The organism is Occultella kanbiaonis (genome assembly GCF_009708215.1).
In the GTDB taxonomy this organism is placed as follows: Bacteria; Actinomycetota; Actinomycetes; order Actinomycetales; family Beutenbergiaceae; genus Occultella; species Occultella kanbiaonis.
In genome coordinates, this window is the sequence record NZ_CP046175.1 from 2,904,079 (window position 1) to 2,920,695 (window position 16,617).

Here is a 16,617-nt window from a genome sequence, read left to right on the forward strand (position 1 = left end):
TCAGACCTGGACCCGCTGCCGGATCGCGTCGGTGATCAGCGAGATCGCCTCCGGCACGGGCACCCCGTTGCGCTGGGTGCCGTCCCGGTACCGGAACGAGACCGCACCGGCCTCGGCGTCCTCACCACCGGCGATCAGGACGAACGGCACCTTCTCCTTGGTGGCGGTGCGGATCTTCTTGTTGAACCGGTCGTCGCCGGCATCCACCTCGGCGCGCACGCCGGCGGCGCGCAGCTGGGCGACGACGTCTGCGAGGTAGTCGTTGAACGGTTCCGCCACCGGGACCGCGACCACCTGCACGGGGGCAAGCCACGGGGGGAACGCGCCGGCGTAGTGCTCCAGGAGCACACCGAAGAACCGTTCGATGGATCCGAACAGGGCGCGGTGGATCATCACGGGCCGCTGCCGGCTGCCGTCGCTCGCGGTGTACTCGAGCTCGAACAGCTCCGGCTCGAAGAAGTCGAGCTGGATCGTGGAGAGCTGCCAGGTGCGTCCGATCGCGTCCTTGGCCTGCACGGAGATCTTCGGCCCGTAGAACGCGGCGCCGCCCGGGTCCGGCACGAGCTCGAGCCCGGACTCTCCCGCGACCTCCTCGAGGACCCGGGTCGCCTCGTCCCAGGTGGCCTCGTCCCCGACGGACTTCTCCGGGTCCCGGGTGGACAGCTCCAGGTAGAAGTCGTCCAGGCCGTAGTCCTTGAGCAGGTCCAGCACGAAGGACAGCAGCGAGGCGAGCTCGTCGCGCATCTGCTCGCGGGTGGTGTAGATGTGCGCATCGTCCTGCGTGAACCCGCGGGCCCGGGTCAGGCCGTGCACCACGCCGGACTTCTCGTACCGGTACACGTGCCCGAACTCGAACAGCCGCAGCGGCAGCTCGCGGTAGGAGCGGCCCCGGGCGCTGAACACGAGGTTGTGCATCGGGCAGTTCATCGGCTTCAGGTAGTAGTCCTGGCCGGCCCGGGTCACCTCGCCGTCGGCGTCGCGCACCTCGTCCAGGTGCATCGGCGGGTACATCCCCTCGGCGTACCAGTCCAGATGCCTCGAGGTCTGGAACAGCTTCGCCTTGGTGATGTGCGGGGTGTTCACGAAGGAGTAACCGGCCTCGATGTGCCGGCGACGCGAGTAGTCCTCCATCTCCATCCGGATCATCGCGCCCTTGGGGTGGAACACCGGGAGCCCCGAGCCGACCTCCTCGGGGAAGGAGAACAGGTCCATCTCGGCGCCGAGTTTGCGGTGGTCGCGGCGCTCGGCCTCGGCGAGGCGATCCTTGTAGGCGACCAACTCGTCCTTCGTGGGCCAGGCGGTGCCGTAGATGCGCTGGAGCTGTGGGTTCTTCTCGCTGCCACGCCAGTACGCGGCCGCACTGCGCATCAGGGAGAAGCCGTTGCCGATCAGCCGGGTGGAGGGCAGGTGCGGGCCGCGGCAGAGGTCCTTCCACGCGGTCGCACCATCGCGGCGCAGGTTGTCGTAGATGGTGAGCTCACCGGCGCCGACCTCGGCCCCGGCGCCCTCGGCGGCCGCAGAGGCGTCCGCGCCGGACCCCTTCAGACCGATCAGCTCGAGCTTGTACGGCTCGGCGGCGAGCTCGGCGCGCGCCTCGTCATCGCTGACCACCCGACGGCGGAAGGTCTGGCCCTCCTTGATGATCCGCTGCATGGCCTTCTCGAGCGCCTTGAGGGAGTCCGGAGTGAACGGCTCCTCCACGTCGAAGTCGTAGTAGAAGCCGTCGGTGATCGGCGGGCCGATGCCGAGCTTGGCGTCCGGGTTCACCTGCTGCACCGCCTGGGCGAGCACGTGCGCGGCGGAGTGCCGCAGGATGCTCAGCCCGTCCGGGCTGTCGATCGTCACCGCCTCGACGGCGGCGGCACCGTCGAGCGCGACCGCGAGGTCCCGTAGCTCGCCGTCCACGCGGACGGCGACGACGTTGCGCTGCTCGGCGTACAGGTCGCTCGCCGTGGTGCCGGCCTCGACAGAGCGTTCGACACCATCGATGAGCAGGTTCAGGTCGGGCACGTTGTGGCTCCAAGCGGGCATGGGTGAGGCGATGAACTGACGCCTCGATCGTAGCGAGTCCGCCGGGCCCGATCGGCCGCGCACCCCCGGCTGGCCGGCCGGTCCTCGACCGACCGGAGGCTCAGCCCAGTTCCTTGGCCTTGGCCGCGGCCTGGCCGGTGATCTCGTCGATCTCCTCGGGCGTGTGGTCCTTGATCTGCTCGGCGATCTGCTCCGAGAGGGCCTCGATGCCCTCCGGGCTCGCTTCGGCCTTGGCCTTGCTGATGATGTCGTCGATGCCCATGGGTGCTCCTCGCCGGCGGCGTCCGCAGGCGCTCAGGTTACGCTGCCCGGCCGCCCACACCCGGGCGGCGCGCTGTCATGCTCACGCGAGGTGTTCGGTCAGGGCCGCGAGGAACTCGGCCTGGCGCTCGAGGTGCGGCGAGTGCCCGGCACCCTCGAGCAGCACCTCGCGGTAGGTGCCGCCGGCCGCCGCGTAGGCCTCCAGCACGGCGCGGGTCTGGGCGACCATCGGGCTCGGCGGGGCCACGTCCGCGCCCGGCCAGCCAGGGATCACACCGGCCGCACCGAGCTGGTTGATGTCGAAGAACGTCGCGTCGCCCACGATCGCGTCCGCGCTGCCGTGCACCCACAGGATCGGCGGCTTGGTCTCGAGATCGACGATGCCGGAGGCGTCGAAGTACTTCGGGGCCATCGTGTTCAGCACGCCGCGGGTGCCGGCGGCGAACCCCGGCCAGTTCTCCGAGACGACCGAGTCCCCCGGGTAGTTGTCGGGTCCGGTCCTCGTGGTGAGCATCGAGGTGACCCAGACGTCCTCATGCTCGGTCTCGAAGCCTGCGGCCACGTAGGACGAGCGGTACACCGAGCGCGGCGACGTCGGCGCCTCGTCGCTGGTGTCGCCGGCCTCGAGGCGGGCCACGAAGTCGGGGTTCGCACCACCGGCGCCGACACCGGCGTCGTCGGAGGTGAGTCGTTCGCCGTCCGTGCCACGGGTCCCGCCGAAGCCGTAGGGCGAGACCGGAGCCTGCAGCGTGAGGGTGCGGACCGGGTGGTCGAGCGCGTACTGCAGCACCACGCCGGCGCCCATGCTCCACCCGACCAGGTCCACGTCCAGGTCCCAGCCGCCGAGTCGCAGTTCCTCGATCACGCCGCGGACGTCGTCGCTGAAGTCCCGCAGGCCACGGGTGGCGTCGACCGGCAGCGTCTCGGAGTCGCCGAACCCGCGCAGGTCGATCGCGTAGGCGTCAACGTCCGCTGGCAGGGCCAGCATCAGGGGCTGCCAGAACAGGGACGAGGACACGTTGCCGTGGACGAACACCACGGTGCGCCGCGTGGCAGACGTCGCCGGCCGTCGCAGCACGTTCGCACGCAGCCGAGGTGTCTGGACCGCTTCGGCGGTGATGCCCTCGAAGATCGTCATCGTGCGGCCTTCCCCGTCGGCCCGGCCACCTCGCCGGTCTCGCGCTCAGATTAGCCAGTACCCACGCACCTCCACGGACGAACGGCCCACGCCGCCAATCGCTGTCTCGTTCAACAGTGCGCCCCTGCGACGGTGTCTTGGAGCACGACGTCGGTCGGACGGCGTGGCAGGTCCGCCGGGCCGAATGGCGTGGGCCAGAGTTGCGTCGATGGAGACAGTGACGCTCTGGCGCCCGACCGGACCCGAAGAACTCGCGCTCGTCGAGGCGTCGGGCTGGCACGAGTGGCCACCACGACTGCTGGACCAGCCGATCTTCTACCCCGTGCTGAACGAGGACTACGCGACGAAGATCGCCCGCGATTGGAACGTCAAGGCGAGCGGCGTGGGTTTCGTGACTCGCTTCGAGGTCGAGAAGGCGTTCCTCGACCGATACGACGTGCAGCAGGCAGGAGGTCGGACGATCCTCGAGTACTGGATCCCCGCCGAAGACCTCGACGAGTTCAACCGGCACATCGTCGGCCTGATCGAGCTCGTCGCCGAGTACCGCTGAGCCCTCCCAGACGCCGACCGGTGAAATACCGACGGGGCGTCGCGCACCAGAAACAGCACAGGAGCGGCCAGCCTGGCCGCTCCCTGCACGAAACGTGTGGGCGATACTGGGTTCGAACCAGTGACCTCCTCGGTGTGAACGAGGCGCTCTACCACTGAGCCAATCGCCCGCGCTGCACGCTGTTCGAGCCGTGCAACTGACGAGAGACGATACTAGCAGCGCTCCGGAGGGCCGAACGCCACCCGCGCGCGAGGTGCGCGCTCCAGTCGTCAGCCGGGGGTCGACGCCAGGCCGACGAGCCGGCGGGCCTTGAGTTCGGTCTCCTCCCACTCGGCCGCGGCGTCGCTGCCCCAGGTGATGCCGGCGCCGGTGCCGAACCGCAGTTCGCCGTCGGACCACCAGAAGGTCCGGATCCCGACGGCGAGCCGCGCCTCGCCCGCATCGGCGTCCAGCCAGCCGATCTGGCCGCAGTACGGCCCTCGGGCCGTCGGCTCGAGCTCACCGATGAGGCGCAGGGCCGAGGACTTGGGCGCACCGGAGACAGAACCGGGCGGGTGCGTCGCCCCGAGCAGCGCTTCCCAGTCCACCCGGCCACCGCGTCCCGGGGCCAGCTTGCCGCGGACCCTGGAGACCAGGTGCACCAGGCCCGGGTGTTCCTCGGTGGCGAGCAGGTCGGTGACCTCCACCGTGCCGGGCAGGCACACCCGGGCGAGGTCGTTGCGGACCAGGTCGGTGATCATCACATTCTCGGCGCGGTCCTTCGCGCCGAGACCCTCGGCGGTGACCGCGGTGCCCTTGATCGGCCCGGACGTGACGTACCCGTCGCGCACCCGCACCGAGAGCTCCGGCGACGCGCTCACCACCCAGCTGCCCGGCCACTGCGGACCGGCAGGCACGTCGATGAGTGCCGCGTACGGCGCGGGGTTGCCCGTGGCGAGCCGCACGGCAAGGGCGGCCGCGTCGGGACGCCAGCCACCGCCGTCGGGCAATGCCGCCTGCACCAGCGGCCCTGCCAGGGGCGCGGACAGCACCCGGCAGATGTTCGCCTGGTAGACCTCGCCCTCGAGCACGGCGGCCCGGACCGCCTCGACGGCCGCGATGTACTCGATGCGCGACATGGTGCTGCTCCACTGCTCGGGCGCGGGCCCGTGCCAGGACTCGGCGTCGCGCACCACGGCGTCCGTAACCCCGGTGCGGTGCACGTCGGCGAACCGCCACGCGTGCAGCGGCCCGTCGAACTCGGCCACCACGACCCACCAGCCGCCGTCGTCCAGGGCCTCGGGCTCGCGGGCCAGGTCGGCGTAGCCGATCACCTCTCGGGCGCGGACGCCACGGAACCAGGCCCGTGCTCGATCAGAGCCCGGAGGCGTTGTGGTCACGGTCACACGCTACCCAGGTGGGGCCGGTTGGACGTTCGGCCCGGGACTGGGTTAGAGTCTCCGACGCACGCAGAAACCACTTTCGGGTGGGAGAAGCGAGCATGCGGACGTGGCTCAGTTGGTAGAGCATCACCTTGCCAAGGTGAGGGTCGCGGGTTCGAGTCCCGTCGTCCGCTCGGAGGCACCACTCCGGTGGGTCCCAGGAAAGTACCACCGGTGGGTTGGCCGAGAGGCGAGGCAGCGGCCTGCAAAGCCGTATACACGGGTTCGAATCCCGTACCCACCTCGCAGCCCGGGCGATTGGCGCAGCGGTAGCGCGCTTCCCTGACACGGAAGAGGTCACTGGTTCGATCCCAGTATCGCCCACAAGAGGTGTAGCAGGTCTGCAGGCCCGTCCGGAGAGATCCGGGCGGGCCTGTTGCGTTTGTCGCCCGACCCGCGCCGACGGCGACGCCGCCCGATGCGGCCCCGACTCCCGGAAAGCGCATACCCCAATCTGCGGCAACATCCGGCAACCCATGGCCGGGCACCCCCGCGGGCCGCCCATCATCGGGGTTTCACGAAACTTCAAGGAGGAAGTTGTGCAGATCTCACGTCGAGGATTCCTAGTGGGTGCAGCCACGATCGGTGGGGTGGGCGGGTCGACCGCGACCGCCGCTCACGCCGCCACCGGGCCGGCTGCGCCCGGCGCCCGCTCGCGGCGCTCGAGCGCCGGCACCTGGAACTCCGCCCTGGTCCGCGTGAACGCGCGCGGCGGCCTGGTCTACCCCCGCCGCGACGGGCACCGGCTGCCCGACTTCGGCCACACCGGCTACCACCGCGGCGGCCGGGACATCCCCGACGTCCCCGTGGTCCACTCGATCGCCCCGTTGCCCGAGGGTGCGGACAACCACGACCACATCGAGGCCGCCATCGCGGTGGTCGGTGCCCTGCCGGTGGGCGAGGACGGGTTCCGAGGCGCGCTGCTGCTCGAGGCCGGCGTGTACGTGGTGAGCCGCACGATCGACCAGCCCTACAGCGGCGTCGTCATCCGGGGTGTCGGCGACGGCGCCGATCCGGCGACGAACACGATCATCCGGCCGCAGGGCGGGGACCCGGAGCGCAACGCCATCGTCATCGGCGACAACGGCAACTGGGACGGTGAGGTGCCCGGCACCCGCACCGATCTCGTCAGCGACCTCGTGCGCGTGGCGGACGCTGCCTTCACGGTGGCGGACGCCTCGGGCCTGAGCGTCGGTGACAACATCATCATCACCCACCCGTGCACCCAGGAATGGATCGACGCCGTCGACGGCGGCGGCACCGGCATCGACGCACCGTGGACGCCGGGACAGCTCCCGATCGTGTACAACCGGTACGTCACCGCCATCATCGGCAACCGGGTGAGTGTCGACGTGCCGCTGTTCACGACCCTCGACCGGTCCCTGTCCCAGAGTTACGTCTACGTGTGGGACCAGGCACGTCGCGTCACCGAGGTCGGCATCGAGGACCTGCGGGTGGACGTCGCCTACGACGGCCCGACCACGCAGAACGGGTCCCACGCCAAGCACGCGATCCGGATCCGTCAGGCCGAGGACGCCTGGGTGCGCCGGTGCACCGTGCTGCACTTCAGCCAGTCCGGCATCGTCACGGGCACCACCACGCGGGCCACGGTCGTCGCCTGCCACGCGCTGGACCCGGTCTCCGAGATCACCGGGAGCATGCGCTACAACTTCAACCTGGAACGCAACTCCCAGCAGGTGCTGTTCACGGACTGCCACGCCACCGAGTCCCGGCACGCGTTCGTCTCGAACGGGACGAGCTCGGTCTCCGGCGTGGTGTTCCACCGCACCACCGCGACCGGTTCGCACACCTCGAGCGAGGGGCACCGGCAATGGACCCAGGGGCTGTTGTTCGACAACCACACCGAGCTCGAGCCGAACAGCGAGCGCACCATCGGTCTGTACAACCGTGGCGACTGGGGCACCGGGCACGGCTGGTCCGCGGTGCACTCGGTGGCCTGGAACACCGACACGGCCGGCACCCAACTGGTCGTCCAGCGCCCACCGACCGGGCAGAACTACGCGATCGGGTGCTTCGGCGAGGTCACCGGCGACGGCCCGTACCCGCACCCCGAGGGCTGGATCGAGGGCACCGATCGCGGCGCACTGAACCCGGAGTCGCTCTACGAGGCCCAGCTCGCGGACCGGCTCCGCTAGACCCGCCCGCGCGGGGCGTCCGCGATTTATCACGGGCGCCCCCTTGCGGCCCTTGCTAGGTTCTCTGAGAGGTTGATCACACGGCGTCAGAACGGCGGGATCGATGTCCGGATCGAACACAGCAGGTGGGGCCATGACGCCCCTCGAACAGGACCAGCGGTCAAGGGCGACCATGATGCTGGTCCTGGCCACCATCGGGTTCGGCGTCAACTTCTGGGCGTGGTCCCTGATCTCGCCGCTCGGGGGTGACTACGGCGAGCGCCTCGACCTCACCGGCTTCCAGCAGTCGGCGCTGGTGGCGACGCCCGTGCTCGTCGGATCGCTCGGGCGGATCCCGATCGGAGCGCTGACCGACCGGTACGGCGCGAAGCTCATGTTCCCGCTCGTGAGCGTGCTGACCATCGTCCCGGTGCTGTTCATCGCCTTCGTGGCGGACTCGTTCCCGATGATGCTGCTCGGCGGGTTCTTCCTCGGCCTCGGTGGCACCTCGTTCGCGATCGGCGTGCCGTTCGTATCCTCCTGGTACCAGGTCAGCAAGCGCGGCGCCGCGCTCGGGATCTTCGGGATGGGCACCGCCGGCACCGCGGTCTCGGCGTTCACCACCGTGCCGCTCGCCGACTCCTTCGGCAGGCAGGCGCCGTTCGTGCTGGTCAGCGTGATCCTGGCCGCGTACGCCCTGGTCAGCTTCCTGATGCTCCGGGAGTCCCCGGACCGCCCGAAACCGGCGGGCTCGTTCGTCGCCAACACCGCGTCGACGATGAAGCTCGGGGTCACCTGGCAACTGGCCGCGCTGTACGCACTCGGTTTCGGTGGGTTCGTCGCGTTCAGCGTGTACCTGCCCACCTACCTGGTGAACGCCTACGGCCTCACCGGGACCGATGCCTCGTTCCGGACGGCCGTGTTCGTCATCCTGGCGGTGGTCGCCCGGCCGATCGGCGGCGCACTCTCGGACCGGATCGGCGCGATCAAGGTGCTCCTCGTGAGCTTCGCGGCCACCGGGGTGTTCGCGGCCATCGATGCGATCGGCCTGCCGCTCGTGCCGATCCCGACCGCCGCGTTCCTGGGCATGGCCGCCACCCTCGGCGCCGCGTCCGGCGCCACGTTCGCACTCGTCGGGCAGGTCGCGCCGCCGAACAAGGTCGGGTCCGTCACCGGGGTGGTCGGTGCCGCCGGCGGCCTCGGTGGATTCGTGCCGCCACTCGTCATGGGCGCCACCTATGACGCGCTCGGCAGCTACACGGTCGGGTACGTCCTGCTCGCGCTCGTCGCCTTCGGCATGGCCGCCTTCACGTGGGGTCCGGTCCGTAAGGCCGCTCTGCGCCGCGCCGAAACCGCGGCCGCCGCCGCAGACCCAGCTGCACCCACCGGAGGGAACCCGTCATGACCACGCAGCAGACGCCACCACCCGGGCTGGACACCGGGATCGTGGAGGGCCTGCTCAAGGCCCGGCGGTTCTTCAAGCCCAAGGAGGTCTCGGCGGACCTGCGCACGCTGCACCGGGCCGGCGGGCGGGACGCGGACACGTTCTATCGGGACCGCTGGGCGCACGACAAGGTGGTCCGGTCCACCCACGGGGTCAACTGCACCGGTTCCTGCTCCTGGAAGGTGTACGTCAAGGACGGCATCATCACCTGGGAGGCGCAGCAGACCGACTATCCCAGCGCCGGCCCGGACCGCCCCGACTACGAGCCGCGGGGCTGCCCGCGCGGCGCCGCGTTCTCCTGGTACACCTACTCCCCCACCCGGGTCCGCTACCCGTACGTGCGCGGCGTCCTGCTCGAGATGTACCGGGAGGCGAAGGCCCGCCTCGGTGACCCGGTACTCGCCTGGCGGGACATCACCGGCGACCCGGAGCGGTCCAGACGGTACAAGTCCGCCCGCGGCAAGGGTGGCCTGGTCCGCGCCGGCTGGGGCGAGGCGGTCGAGATGATCGCCGCCGCGCACGTGGCGACGATCGCCGACCACGGGCCGGACCGGATCGCCGGGTTCTCCCCGATCCCGGCGATGTCGATGGTCTCCCACGGCGTCGGGTCCCGGTTCTACTCCCTCATCGGCGGCGCGATGCTGTCCTTCTACGACTGGTACGCCGACCTCCCGGTCGCCTCGCCGCAGGTGTTCGGGGACCAGACGGACGTACCCGAGTCCGGCGACTGGTGGGACGCCGGCTACCTGATCATGTGGGGCTCGAACGTCCCGGTGACCCGCACCCCGGACGCGCACTGGATGGTCGAGGCCCGCTACCGGGGCCAGAAGGTCATCGCGGTCGCCCCGGACTACGCGGACAACGTCAAGTTCGCCGACGAGTGGCTCGCCCCGGTGCCGGGCACGGACGGCGCCCTGGCGATGGCGATGGGTCATGTGGTGCTCAAGGAGTTCTTCGTCGACCGCCGCACGCCGTACTTCGTCGACTACGCACGCTCGTACACCGACCTCCCGTTCCTGATCCGGCTCGAGCCCGACGGCGAGGGCTATGTTCCGGGGAAGTTCCTCACCGCCGCGGACCTGCCGCCGAGCACCCCCGGCCGGGGCGAGCACGACGAGTTCAAGACCGTGGTCCTCGACGAGTCCACCGGCGCCCCGGTCGTCCCGAACGGGTCCCTCGGTTTCCGGTTCGGGGAGGCGGGCGCCGGTAGGTGGAACCTGGACCTCGAAGGGGTCACCCCCGCGCTGAGCGTCGCCGATGCCGCGTCGGCGGCAGCCGGGCCGGGCGCGGTCCCGGACGCCGTGCCGGTCACGCTGCCCCGCTTCGACACCCCCGACGGCGCCGCCGCCGAGATCGTGCGCGGGGTTCCGGTACGCCGGGTCGGCGCGCACCTGGTCACCACGGTCTTCGACCTGCTGCTCGCCCAGTACGGCGTGGGCCGCGACGGCCTGCCCGGCCGGTGGCCCACCGGCTACGACGACGCCTCCTCGCCCTGCACCCCCGCGTGGCAGGAGGCCATCACCGGCGTGCCCGCGAAGAAGGCCGCGAAGATCGGCCGGGAGTTCGCCGCGAACGCGGAGGAGTCGCAGGGCCGCTCGATGATCCTGATGGGCGCCGGGACGAACCACTGGTTCCACTCCGACGCCATCTACCGGGCCTTCCTCACCCTCACCACGATCACCGGGTCGCAGGGCCGCAACGGCGGCGGCTGGGCACACTACGTCGGCCAGGAGAAGGTGCGTCCACTGACCGGGTTCACCCAGTACGCGAACGCCCTCGACTGGTCCCGCCCGCCGCGGCACATGATCCAGACGGCGTACTGGTTCCTGCACACCGACCAGTTCCGCTACGACGCCTTCACCGCCGACGAGCTGTCCGGCCGCCCGGGTGGCCGCTGGGCCGGCATGACGACGGCGGACATCCTCGCCCAGTCCGCCCGGCTCGGCTGGTCCCCGTCCTACCCCACCTTCGACCGCAGTTCGCTGCAGGTCGTCGACGACGCCGAGGCCGCCGGACAGGACGTCGGCACGTACGTCCCGGCCCAGCTCAAGAGCGGGGAGCTGCGGTTCGCCGCGGAGGACCCGGACGCGCCCGAGAACTTCCCCAGGGTGCTCGGCATCTGGCGCTCGAACCTGCTCGGCAGCTCCGCCAAGGGCGACGAGTACTTCCTGCGGCACCTGCTCGGCACCGACCACTCCGTCAACGCCACCGAGACGCCACCGGACAAACGCCCACGGGACGTCGTCTGGCGGGACGAGGCACCAGCCGGCAAGCTCGACCTGCTGTTCACGCTCGACTTCCGGATGACCTCCACCACGATCTTCTCCGACATCGTGCTGCCGGCGGCCACCTGGTACGAGAAGTACGACCTGTCCAGCACGGACATGCACCCGTACGTGAACTCGTTCAACCCCGCGATCGCCCCGCCGTGGCAGGCCCGCACCGACTTCGAGGCGTTCCACAACATCGCCGCGGAGTTCTCCGAGCAGGCGCGCACACACCTCGGCACCCGCAAGGACCTGGTCGCCGTGCCACTCACGCACGACACCCCGGATGCGCTCGCGACGCCGTCGGGCATCGTCAAGGACTGGAAGTTCGGCGAGTGCGAGCCGATCCCGGGCAGGACGATGCCGAAGCTCGTCGTCGTCGAACGGGACTACACGGCGATCGCGGACAAGATGCGCTCGGCCGGCCCGCTCCTGGCCGAGCTCGGGGCAACCACGAAGGGCATCACGTTCGACCTGGCCCACGAGGTGGACCTCCTGCGCGACCTGAACGGGCCGGCGCGCGGCGGCGTGGCCGAGGGCCGGCCGGCGCTGGAGCAGGACCGCCAGGTCTGCGAGTTCATCCTGTCCCTGTCCGGGACCACGAACGGGCACCTGGCCACCGCCGGCTTCCACACGCTGGAGCAGCGCACCGGCCAACCGATGGCCGACCTGGCCGCGGAGCACGAGGGCAGGCGGATCCGGTTCGCGGACACCCAGGCCGCCCCCACCCCGGTGATCACCTCGCCGGAGTGGTCCGGCTCGGAGAGCGGCGGGCGCCGGTACTCGGCCTTCACGATCAACGTCGAGCGGCTCAAGCCCTGGCACACGCTCAGCGGCCGGCAGTCGTTCTACCTCGACCACGACTGGATGACCGAGATCGGGGAGAACATGCCGATCTACCGGCCGCCCCTGAACATGGCAGTGCTGTTCGGGGAGACCGCCGTGGGCGAGCGCGCCGACGGTACCGCGGGCACCACGATCGCGGTCCGGTACCTCACCCCGCACAACAAGTGGTCGATCCACTCCGAGTATCAGGACAACCTGCTCATGCTGAGCCTGTCCCGCGGCGGCCCGGCGGTCTGGATGTCCAACCTCGACGCCGCCAAGATCGGCGTCTCGGACAACGACTGGATCGAATGCGTGAACCGCAACGGGGTGGTCGTGGCCCGGGCGATCGTCTCCCACCGGATGCCCGAGGGCACGGTGTACATGCACCACGCGCAGGACCGGCTCATCGACGTGCCCCTGTCGGAGAAGTCCGGCAAGCGGGGCGGCATCCACAACTCCCTCACCCGGATCATGATGAAACCCACGCACCTGGTGGGCGGATACGCGCAGCTGTCCTACGCGTTCAACTACATCGGCCCCACCGGCAACCAGCGCGACGAGGTCACGCTGATCCGCCGTCGTTCCCAGGAGGTGCAGTACTGATGCGCGTCATGGCACAGATGGCGATGGTGATGAACCTGGACAAGTGCATCGGCTGCCACACCTGTTCGGTCACCTGCAAGCAGGCATGGACGAACCGGTCCGGCACCGAGTACGTCTGGTTCAACAACGTGGAGACCCGCCCGGGTCAGGGCTACCCTCGCACCTACCAGGACCAGGACACCTGGCAGGGCGGCTGGACCCTCACCAAGCGCGGCCGGCTCAAGCTCAAGGCCGGTGGCCGCCTGAAGAACCTCGCGACGATCTTCGCCAGCCCGAAGATGCCCTCGATGAGCGACTACTACGAGCCGTGGACCTACGACTACGAGTCCCTCACCACCGCCCCCGCCCAGCAGCACACCCCGGTCGCCCGCCCGAAGTCGCTGCTGTCCGGCAAGGACATGAACATCAGCTGGAGCGCGAACTGGGACGACAACCTGGCCGGCTCCACCGAGATCGTGCCCGGTGACCCGGTGCTGGCGAAGGTCTCGGACAAGGTCAAGCTCGAGTTCGAGCAGACCTTCATGTTCTACCTGCCACGCATCTGCGAACACTGCCTGAACCCCGCGTGCGCCGCCTCCTGCCCCTCCGGTGCGATCTACAAGCGCGAGGAGGACGGCATCGTCCTGGTGGACCAGGACGCCTGCCGGGGCTGGCGCAAGTGCGTCACCGGATGCCCGTACAAGAAGGTCTACTTCAACCACCGCACCGGCAAGGCGGAGAAGTGCACGTTCTGCTTCCCGCGCATCGAGGTCGGCCTGCCGACGGTGTGCGCGGAGACCTGCGTGGGCCGGCTGCGCTACATCGGCCTGGTCCTCTACGACGCCGACCGGGTCCTCGCCGCGGCCTCGGTCCAGGACGAGAAGGACCTCCTGCGGGCTCAGCGGGACTGCTTCCTCGACCCCCACGACCCCGCGGTGGTCGACGCCGCCGAGGCGGCCGGGATCGCCCACGACTGGGTGCTCGCCGCCCAGCGCTCCCCCATCTGGTCGCTCATCAACGACTACGAGGTGGCACTGCCGCTGCACCCCGAGTACCGGACCATGCCGATGGTCTGGTACATCCCGCCGCTGTCACCGGTGGTCGACGTGGTCGCCGAGACCGGCGAGGACGCCGAGGACCCGGGCAACCTGTTCGCCGCGATCGACACGCTGCGGATCCCGGTCGCCTACCTCGCCGAGCTGTTCACCGCCGGGGACCCCGTTCCCGTCACGAACGTGCTCCGCCGCCTGGCCGCGATGCGCTCGTACATGCGCGAGATCAACATGGGCCGCGAGCCCGAGGAGTCCATCGCCACCGCCGTCGGCATGACCGGCGCCGACATCCGCGGCATGTACCGGCTGCTCGCGCTGGCCAAGTACGACGAGCGGTACGTCATCCCGCCCACGCACGCCGAGCAGGCGCACGGCCTGGAGGAGATCGCCACGGAATGCTCGTTGGATTACGACGGCGGACCGGGCATGGGTGGTTCCGGCCCGTTCGGCGAGGGGTCGGGTTCGCAGACGCCGCTCGCGGTGGAGAACTTCGCCGCCCTGAAGACGCGGCAGCGCTCCGACTTCGGCACCGACCCCGCGGACAAGGCCGCCCGGGTGAACCTGCTCAACTGGGACGGCAACGGCAGCCCGTCGGGACTCTTCCCGGAGCGTCGGAGCACCGACGACCCGGCCGACGGCGAGAACCGGTCATGAAGCAGCTGCTCACGCTCCGCCGGGACCGGCCCCGCGCCGGTGAGGGCACCGACGCCCTCATCTACCGCATCGCCGCCTTCCTGCTCGAGTACCCCGACGCGAACCTGGCCGACCGGCTCCCGGCCCTCGCCACCGCCGTCGGGACCTTGCCCGAGCCGGCCCGCCGCGACCTCGGCCGCCTCGTCGACCACCTGGCCGCGGGCGACGACCAGGCGATCGGCGCCGAGTACGTGCGCACGTTCGACCTGGACCGCCGCCGGGCCCTGTACCTGACCTACTACGCGTTCGGGGACACCCGCAAGCGCGGCATGGCGATGCTCGACTTCAAGTCCGCCTACCGGCAGAGCGGGCTCGAGCTCTCCGACGACGAGCTGCCCGACCACCTGTGCGTGGTGCTCGAGTTCGCCGCCACCACCGATCTGGCCTGGGGCCGTGAGCTGCTGCTCAAGCACCGTGCCGGGCTCGAGGTGCTCCGGGTCGCCCTGCGGGAGGCCGGCTCCCCGTACGCGGGCGCGCTCACGGCCGTCTGTGCCACCCTCCCACCGCTGGCCGGCGAGGAGGAGAAGGCCATCGCCACCCTCATCGCGGCCGGACCGCCCGAGGAGGAGGTCGGTCTGGAACCGTTCGCTCCACCGTCCTACATGGGAGAGAGTCGATGACCACGCTGCTCTGGGTGATCGTGCCGTACGTGGCGCTCGCCATCTTCGTCGTCGGGCACATCTGGCGCTATCGCTACGACAAGTTCGGGTGGACCACCCGCTCCTCCCAGCTCTACGAGGACCGGCTGCTGCGCTGGGGCAGCCCGCTGTTCCACTTCGGCATCCTGTTCGTGTTCCTCGGCCACGTGATGGGCCTGGTGATCCCGAAGAACTGGACCGACGCGATCGGGATGTCCGAGGAGCTCTACCACTTCCTCGCGATAGCGGTCGGTGGGATCGCCGGCTTCTGCACGCTCGTCGGCCTGGTGCTGCTGATCTACCGGCGCCGTACCACCGGCCCGGTGTTCCGGGCGACCACCAGGATGGACAAGGCGATGTACTTCGCCCTCGCCCTGGTGATCGCGCTGGGCCTGTGGAACACCGTCGCCGGCGGCGTACTGAACCTGGGCGGCCACTACAACTACCGCACCGGGGTCTCGGAGTGGTGGCGCAGCATCTTCTACTTCCAGCCGAAGCCGGACCTGATGGCCCAGGCGCCGCTGGGCTTCCAGCTGCACGCGATGACGGCGATGGTGCTGTTCGCGATGTGGCCGTTCACCCGGCTGGTGCATGTGTTCAGCGTGCCGCTGTTCTACCTGTGGCGCCCCTACGTGGTGTACCGCTCACGCAGCGACCGCCTCGGGTCACGCAGCCAGCCGCGCGGGTGGGACCGGGTGGACACCCCGCGCCGCTGACCGCGCGGCCACCTCAGCGCGCCAGTTCGACCGCGAGCTCCTCGACGAGGTCGTAGCCCTCCTGCATCCCGACCTCCATCCCCGAGGAGATGATGACGTCCCGAGTCTGGATCGACTCGCAGGCCGTGAGCACGTCGAGCGTGGTCCGGCCACCGGTCTCGGTGAACGTGTAGGTGATCCGCGTCGCCTCGCCCGCCCCCTCGCCGCCGGGCATGCCCTCGAAGATCTCGGTGCACACGATCCGCTCGTCGGGCACGATCTCGAGGTACTCGCCGTGGAAGCCGACCTCGAAGCCGCCGCCGGCCACCAGTGCGTACCGCCAGGCACCGCCGACCCGCAGGTCGACGTCGGCAACCGTCACGGTGCCGCGCTGGCCGGCCCACCACCGCCTGATCAGATCCGGCTCGGTGAAGACCCGGTAGACGAGGTGCCGCGGCGCGTTGAACTCACGCGTCACAAGGATCTCGGTGTCGCTCGGCAGCGTCAGGACCGCCGTGCCCTTCGTCGTCGTCTGGCTCATGACTCGCTCTCCTTCAGTTCCTCGAGCACGGTGTCCACCGCGTCGAACCGTTCGTTCCACTGTTGCTCGTAGCGACTGACCCACTCGTGGATCGGCCGCAGCGCGTGCGCGTTCGTGCGGTACAACCGCCGACGCCCTTCATCTCGCACGTCCACCAACCCCACCTCACGCAGGACCCGCAGGTGTTTGGACGCCTGCGGCTGCCCCAGCCCGAGCAGGTCGACGACCTCGCCCACCGACCGTTCGGTGTCCGCCAGGGCATCGAGGATGTCGCGACGCAGCGGCTCCGCCACCGCGTTGAACGCATCCGCCGTCGTTGCTGCTCGTGCCATGCTCATCAA

At 70.1% G+C, this 16,617-nt stretch carries 13 protein-coding genes and 4 tRNA genes; 10 read left to right on the forward strand and 7 right to left on the reverse strand.

The annotated features are described in order from the left end of the window. The 3 genes from thrS to GKS42_RS13440 form a co-directional block, all read right to left on the reverse strand. Window positions 1–2,031 carry a threonine--tRNA ligase gene (thrS, locus tag GKS42_RS13430; RefSeq protein ID WP_435529623.1) on the reverse strand — a complete coding sequence of 677 codons (2,031 nt, stop codon included), beginning with the start codon at window positions 2,029–2,031 and terminating at the stop codon, window positions 1–3. 100 nt (window positions 2,032–2,131) lie between these two features. After that, complete coding sequence (locus tag GKS42_RS13435; RefSeq protein ID WP_154794281.1) at window positions 2,132–2,293, reverse strand: hypothetical protein; 162 nt, start codon at window positions 2,291–2,293, stop codon at window positions 2,132–2,134. An 81-nt stretch (window positions 2,294–2,374) separates the two neighbouring features. Beyond that, a complete protein-coding gene (locus GKS42_RS13440; RefSeq protein ID WP_154794282.1) occupies window positions 2,375–3,430 on the reverse strand; it encodes an alpha/beta fold hydrolase in 1,056 nt (351 codons plus the stop codon). 208 nt (window positions 3,431–3,638) lie between these two features. On the opposite strand from GKS42_RS13440, the gene GKS42_RS13445 reads away from it, so the two are divergent. After that, window positions 3,639–3,980, forward strand: a complete 342-nt coding sequence (locus tag GKS42_RS13445) for a hypothetical protein (protein ID WP_154794283.1) — start codon at window positions 3,639–3,641, stop codon at window positions 3,978–3,980. Window positions 3,981–4,077: 97 nt separating this feature from the next. Here GKS42_RS13445 and GKS42_RS13450 read toward each other — a convergent pair. After that, window positions 4,078–4,149, reverse strand: a tRNA-Val gene (locus tag GKS42_RS13450). A gap of 100 nt (window positions 4,150–4,249) precedes the next feature. Then, entirely contained in the window at window positions 4,250–5,359 is a 1,110-nt protein-coding gene (locus GKS42_RS13455; protein WP_154794284.1) for a chorismate-binding protein, read from the reverse strand. Between the two features lie 103 nt (window positions 5,360–5,462). On the opposite strand from GKS42_RS13455, the gene GKS42_RS13460 reads away from it, so the two are divergent. From GKS42_RS13460 to narI, 9 genes are all read left to right on the forward strand, one after another. Further along, a tRNA-Gly gene (locus GKS42_RS13460) sits at window positions 5,463–5,535 on the forward strand. Between the two features lie 39 nt (window positions 5,536–5,574). Continuing rightward, a tRNA-Cys gene (locus GKS42_RS13465) sits at window positions 5,575–5,645 on the forward strand. Window positions 5,646–5,653: 8 nt separating this feature from the next. Next, window positions 5,654–5,725, forward strand: a tRNA-Val gene (locus GKS42_RS13470). Window positions 5,726–5,967: 242 nt separating this feature from the next. Next, on the forward strand, window positions 5,968–7,557 hold the full coding sequence (locus GKS42_RS13475) for a peptidoglycan-binding protein (RefSeq protein WP_154794285.1): 1,590 nt from the start codon (window positions 5,968–5,970) through the stop codon (window positions 7,555–7,557). A 133-nt stretch (window positions 7,558–7,690) separates the two neighbouring features. After that, on the forward strand, window positions 7,691–8,941 hold the full coding sequence (locus tag GKS42_RS13480; RefSeq protein WP_154794286.1) for an MFS transporter: 1,251 nt from the start codon (window positions 7,691–7,693) through the stop codon (window positions 8,939–8,941). Continuing rightward, window positions 8,938–12,678 carry a nitrate reductase subunit alpha gene (locus tag GKS42_RS13485; RefSeq protein ID WP_154794287.1) on the forward strand — a complete coding sequence of 1,247 codons (3,741 nt, stop codon included), beginning with the start codon at window positions 8,938–8,940 and terminating at the stop codon, window positions 12,676–12,678. The genes GKS42_RS13480 and GKS42_RS13485 overlap by 4 nt, the downstream gene beginning before the upstream one ends. Beyond that, entirely contained in the window at window positions 12,678–14,363 is a 1,686-nt protein-coding gene (gene narH / locus GKS42_RS13490) for a nitrate reductase subunit beta (protein ID WP_154794288.1), read from the forward strand. The genes GKS42_RS13485 and narH overlap by 1 nt, the downstream gene beginning before the upstream one ends. After that, the gene (narJ, locus tag GKS42_RS13495) at window positions 14,360–15,022 is read left to right on the forward strand and encodes a nitrate reductase molybdenum cofactor assembly chaperone (RefSeq protein WP_154794289.1); all 663 of its coding nucleotides are present in this window, start codon (window positions 14,360–14,362) and stop codon (window positions 15,020–15,022) included. Before narH ends, narJ begins: the two co-directional genes overlap by 4 nt. Continuing rightward, the gene (narI, locus tag GKS42_RS13500) at window positions 15,019–15,756 is read left to right on the forward strand and encodes a respiratory nitrate reductase subunit gamma (protein ID WP_154794290.1); all 738 of its coding nucleotides are present in this window, start codon (window positions 15,019–15,021) and stop codon (window positions 15,754–15,756) included. The genes narJ and narI overlap by 4 nt, the downstream gene beginning before the upstream one ends. 13 nt (window positions 15,757–15,769) lie before the next feature. On the opposite strand, the gene GKS42_RS13505 is transcribed toward narI, so the two are convergent. After that, window positions 15,770–16,276 (reverse strand): SRPBCC family protein, encoded by a 507-nt coding sequence (locus GKS42_RS13505; RefSeq protein ID WP_154794291.1) that lies wholly within the window; start codon window positions 16,274–16,276, stop codon window positions 15,770–15,772. Continuing rightward, a complete protein-coding gene (locus GKS42_RS13510; protein ID WP_154794292.1) occupies window positions 16,273–16,608 on the reverse strand; it encodes an ArsR/SmtB family transcription factor in 336 nt (111 codons plus the stop codon). Before GKS42_RS13510 ends, GKS42_RS13505 begins: the two co-directional genes overlap by 4 nt. Window positions 16,609–16,617 lie beyond the last annotated feature (9 nt).

Coding starts and splice junctions, on each gene's coding strand:
- narJ (WP_154794289.1), top strand. CDS start 14,360: ATGAAGCAGCTGCTCACGCTCCGCCGGGACCGGCCCCGCGCCGGTGAG.
- GKS42_RS13445 (WP_154794283.1), top strand. CDS start 3,639: ATGGAGACAGTGACGCTCTGGCGCCCGACCGGACCCGAAGAACTCGCG.
- GKS42_RS13485 (WP_154794287.1), top strand. CDS start 8,938: ATGACCACGCAGCAGACGCCACCACCCGGGCTGGACACCGGGATCGTG.
- GKS42_RS13505 (WP_154794291.1), bottom strand. CDS start 16,276: ATGAGCCAGACGACGACGAAGGGCACGGCGGTCCTGACGCTGCCGAGC.
- thrS (WP_435529623.1), bottom strand. CDS start 2,031: ATGCCCGCTTGGAGCCACAACGTGCCCGACCTGAACCTGCTCATCGAT.
- narH (WP_154794288.1), top strand. CDS start 12,678: ATGCGCGTCATGGCACAGATGGCGATGGTGATGAACCTGGACAAGTGC.
- GKS42_RS13440 (WP_154794282.1), bottom strand. CDS start 3,430: ATGACGATCTTCGAGGGCATCACCGCCGAAGCGGTCCAGACACCTCGG.
- GKS42_RS13480 (WP_154794286.1), top strand. CDS start 7,691: ATGACGCCCCTCGAACAGGACCAGCGGTCAAGGGCGACCATGATGCTG.
- GKS42_RS13435 (WP_154794281.1), bottom strand. CDS start 2,293: ATGGGCATCGACGACATCATCAGCAAGGCCAAGGCCGAAGCGAGCCCG.
- GKS42_RS13510 (WP_154794292.1), bottom strand. CDS start 16,608: ATGGCACGAGCAGCAACGACGGCGGATGCGTTCAACGCGGTGGCGGAG.
- narI (WP_154794290.1), top strand. CDS start 15,019: ATGACCACGCTGCTCTGGGTGATCGTGCCGTACGTGGCGCTCGCCATC.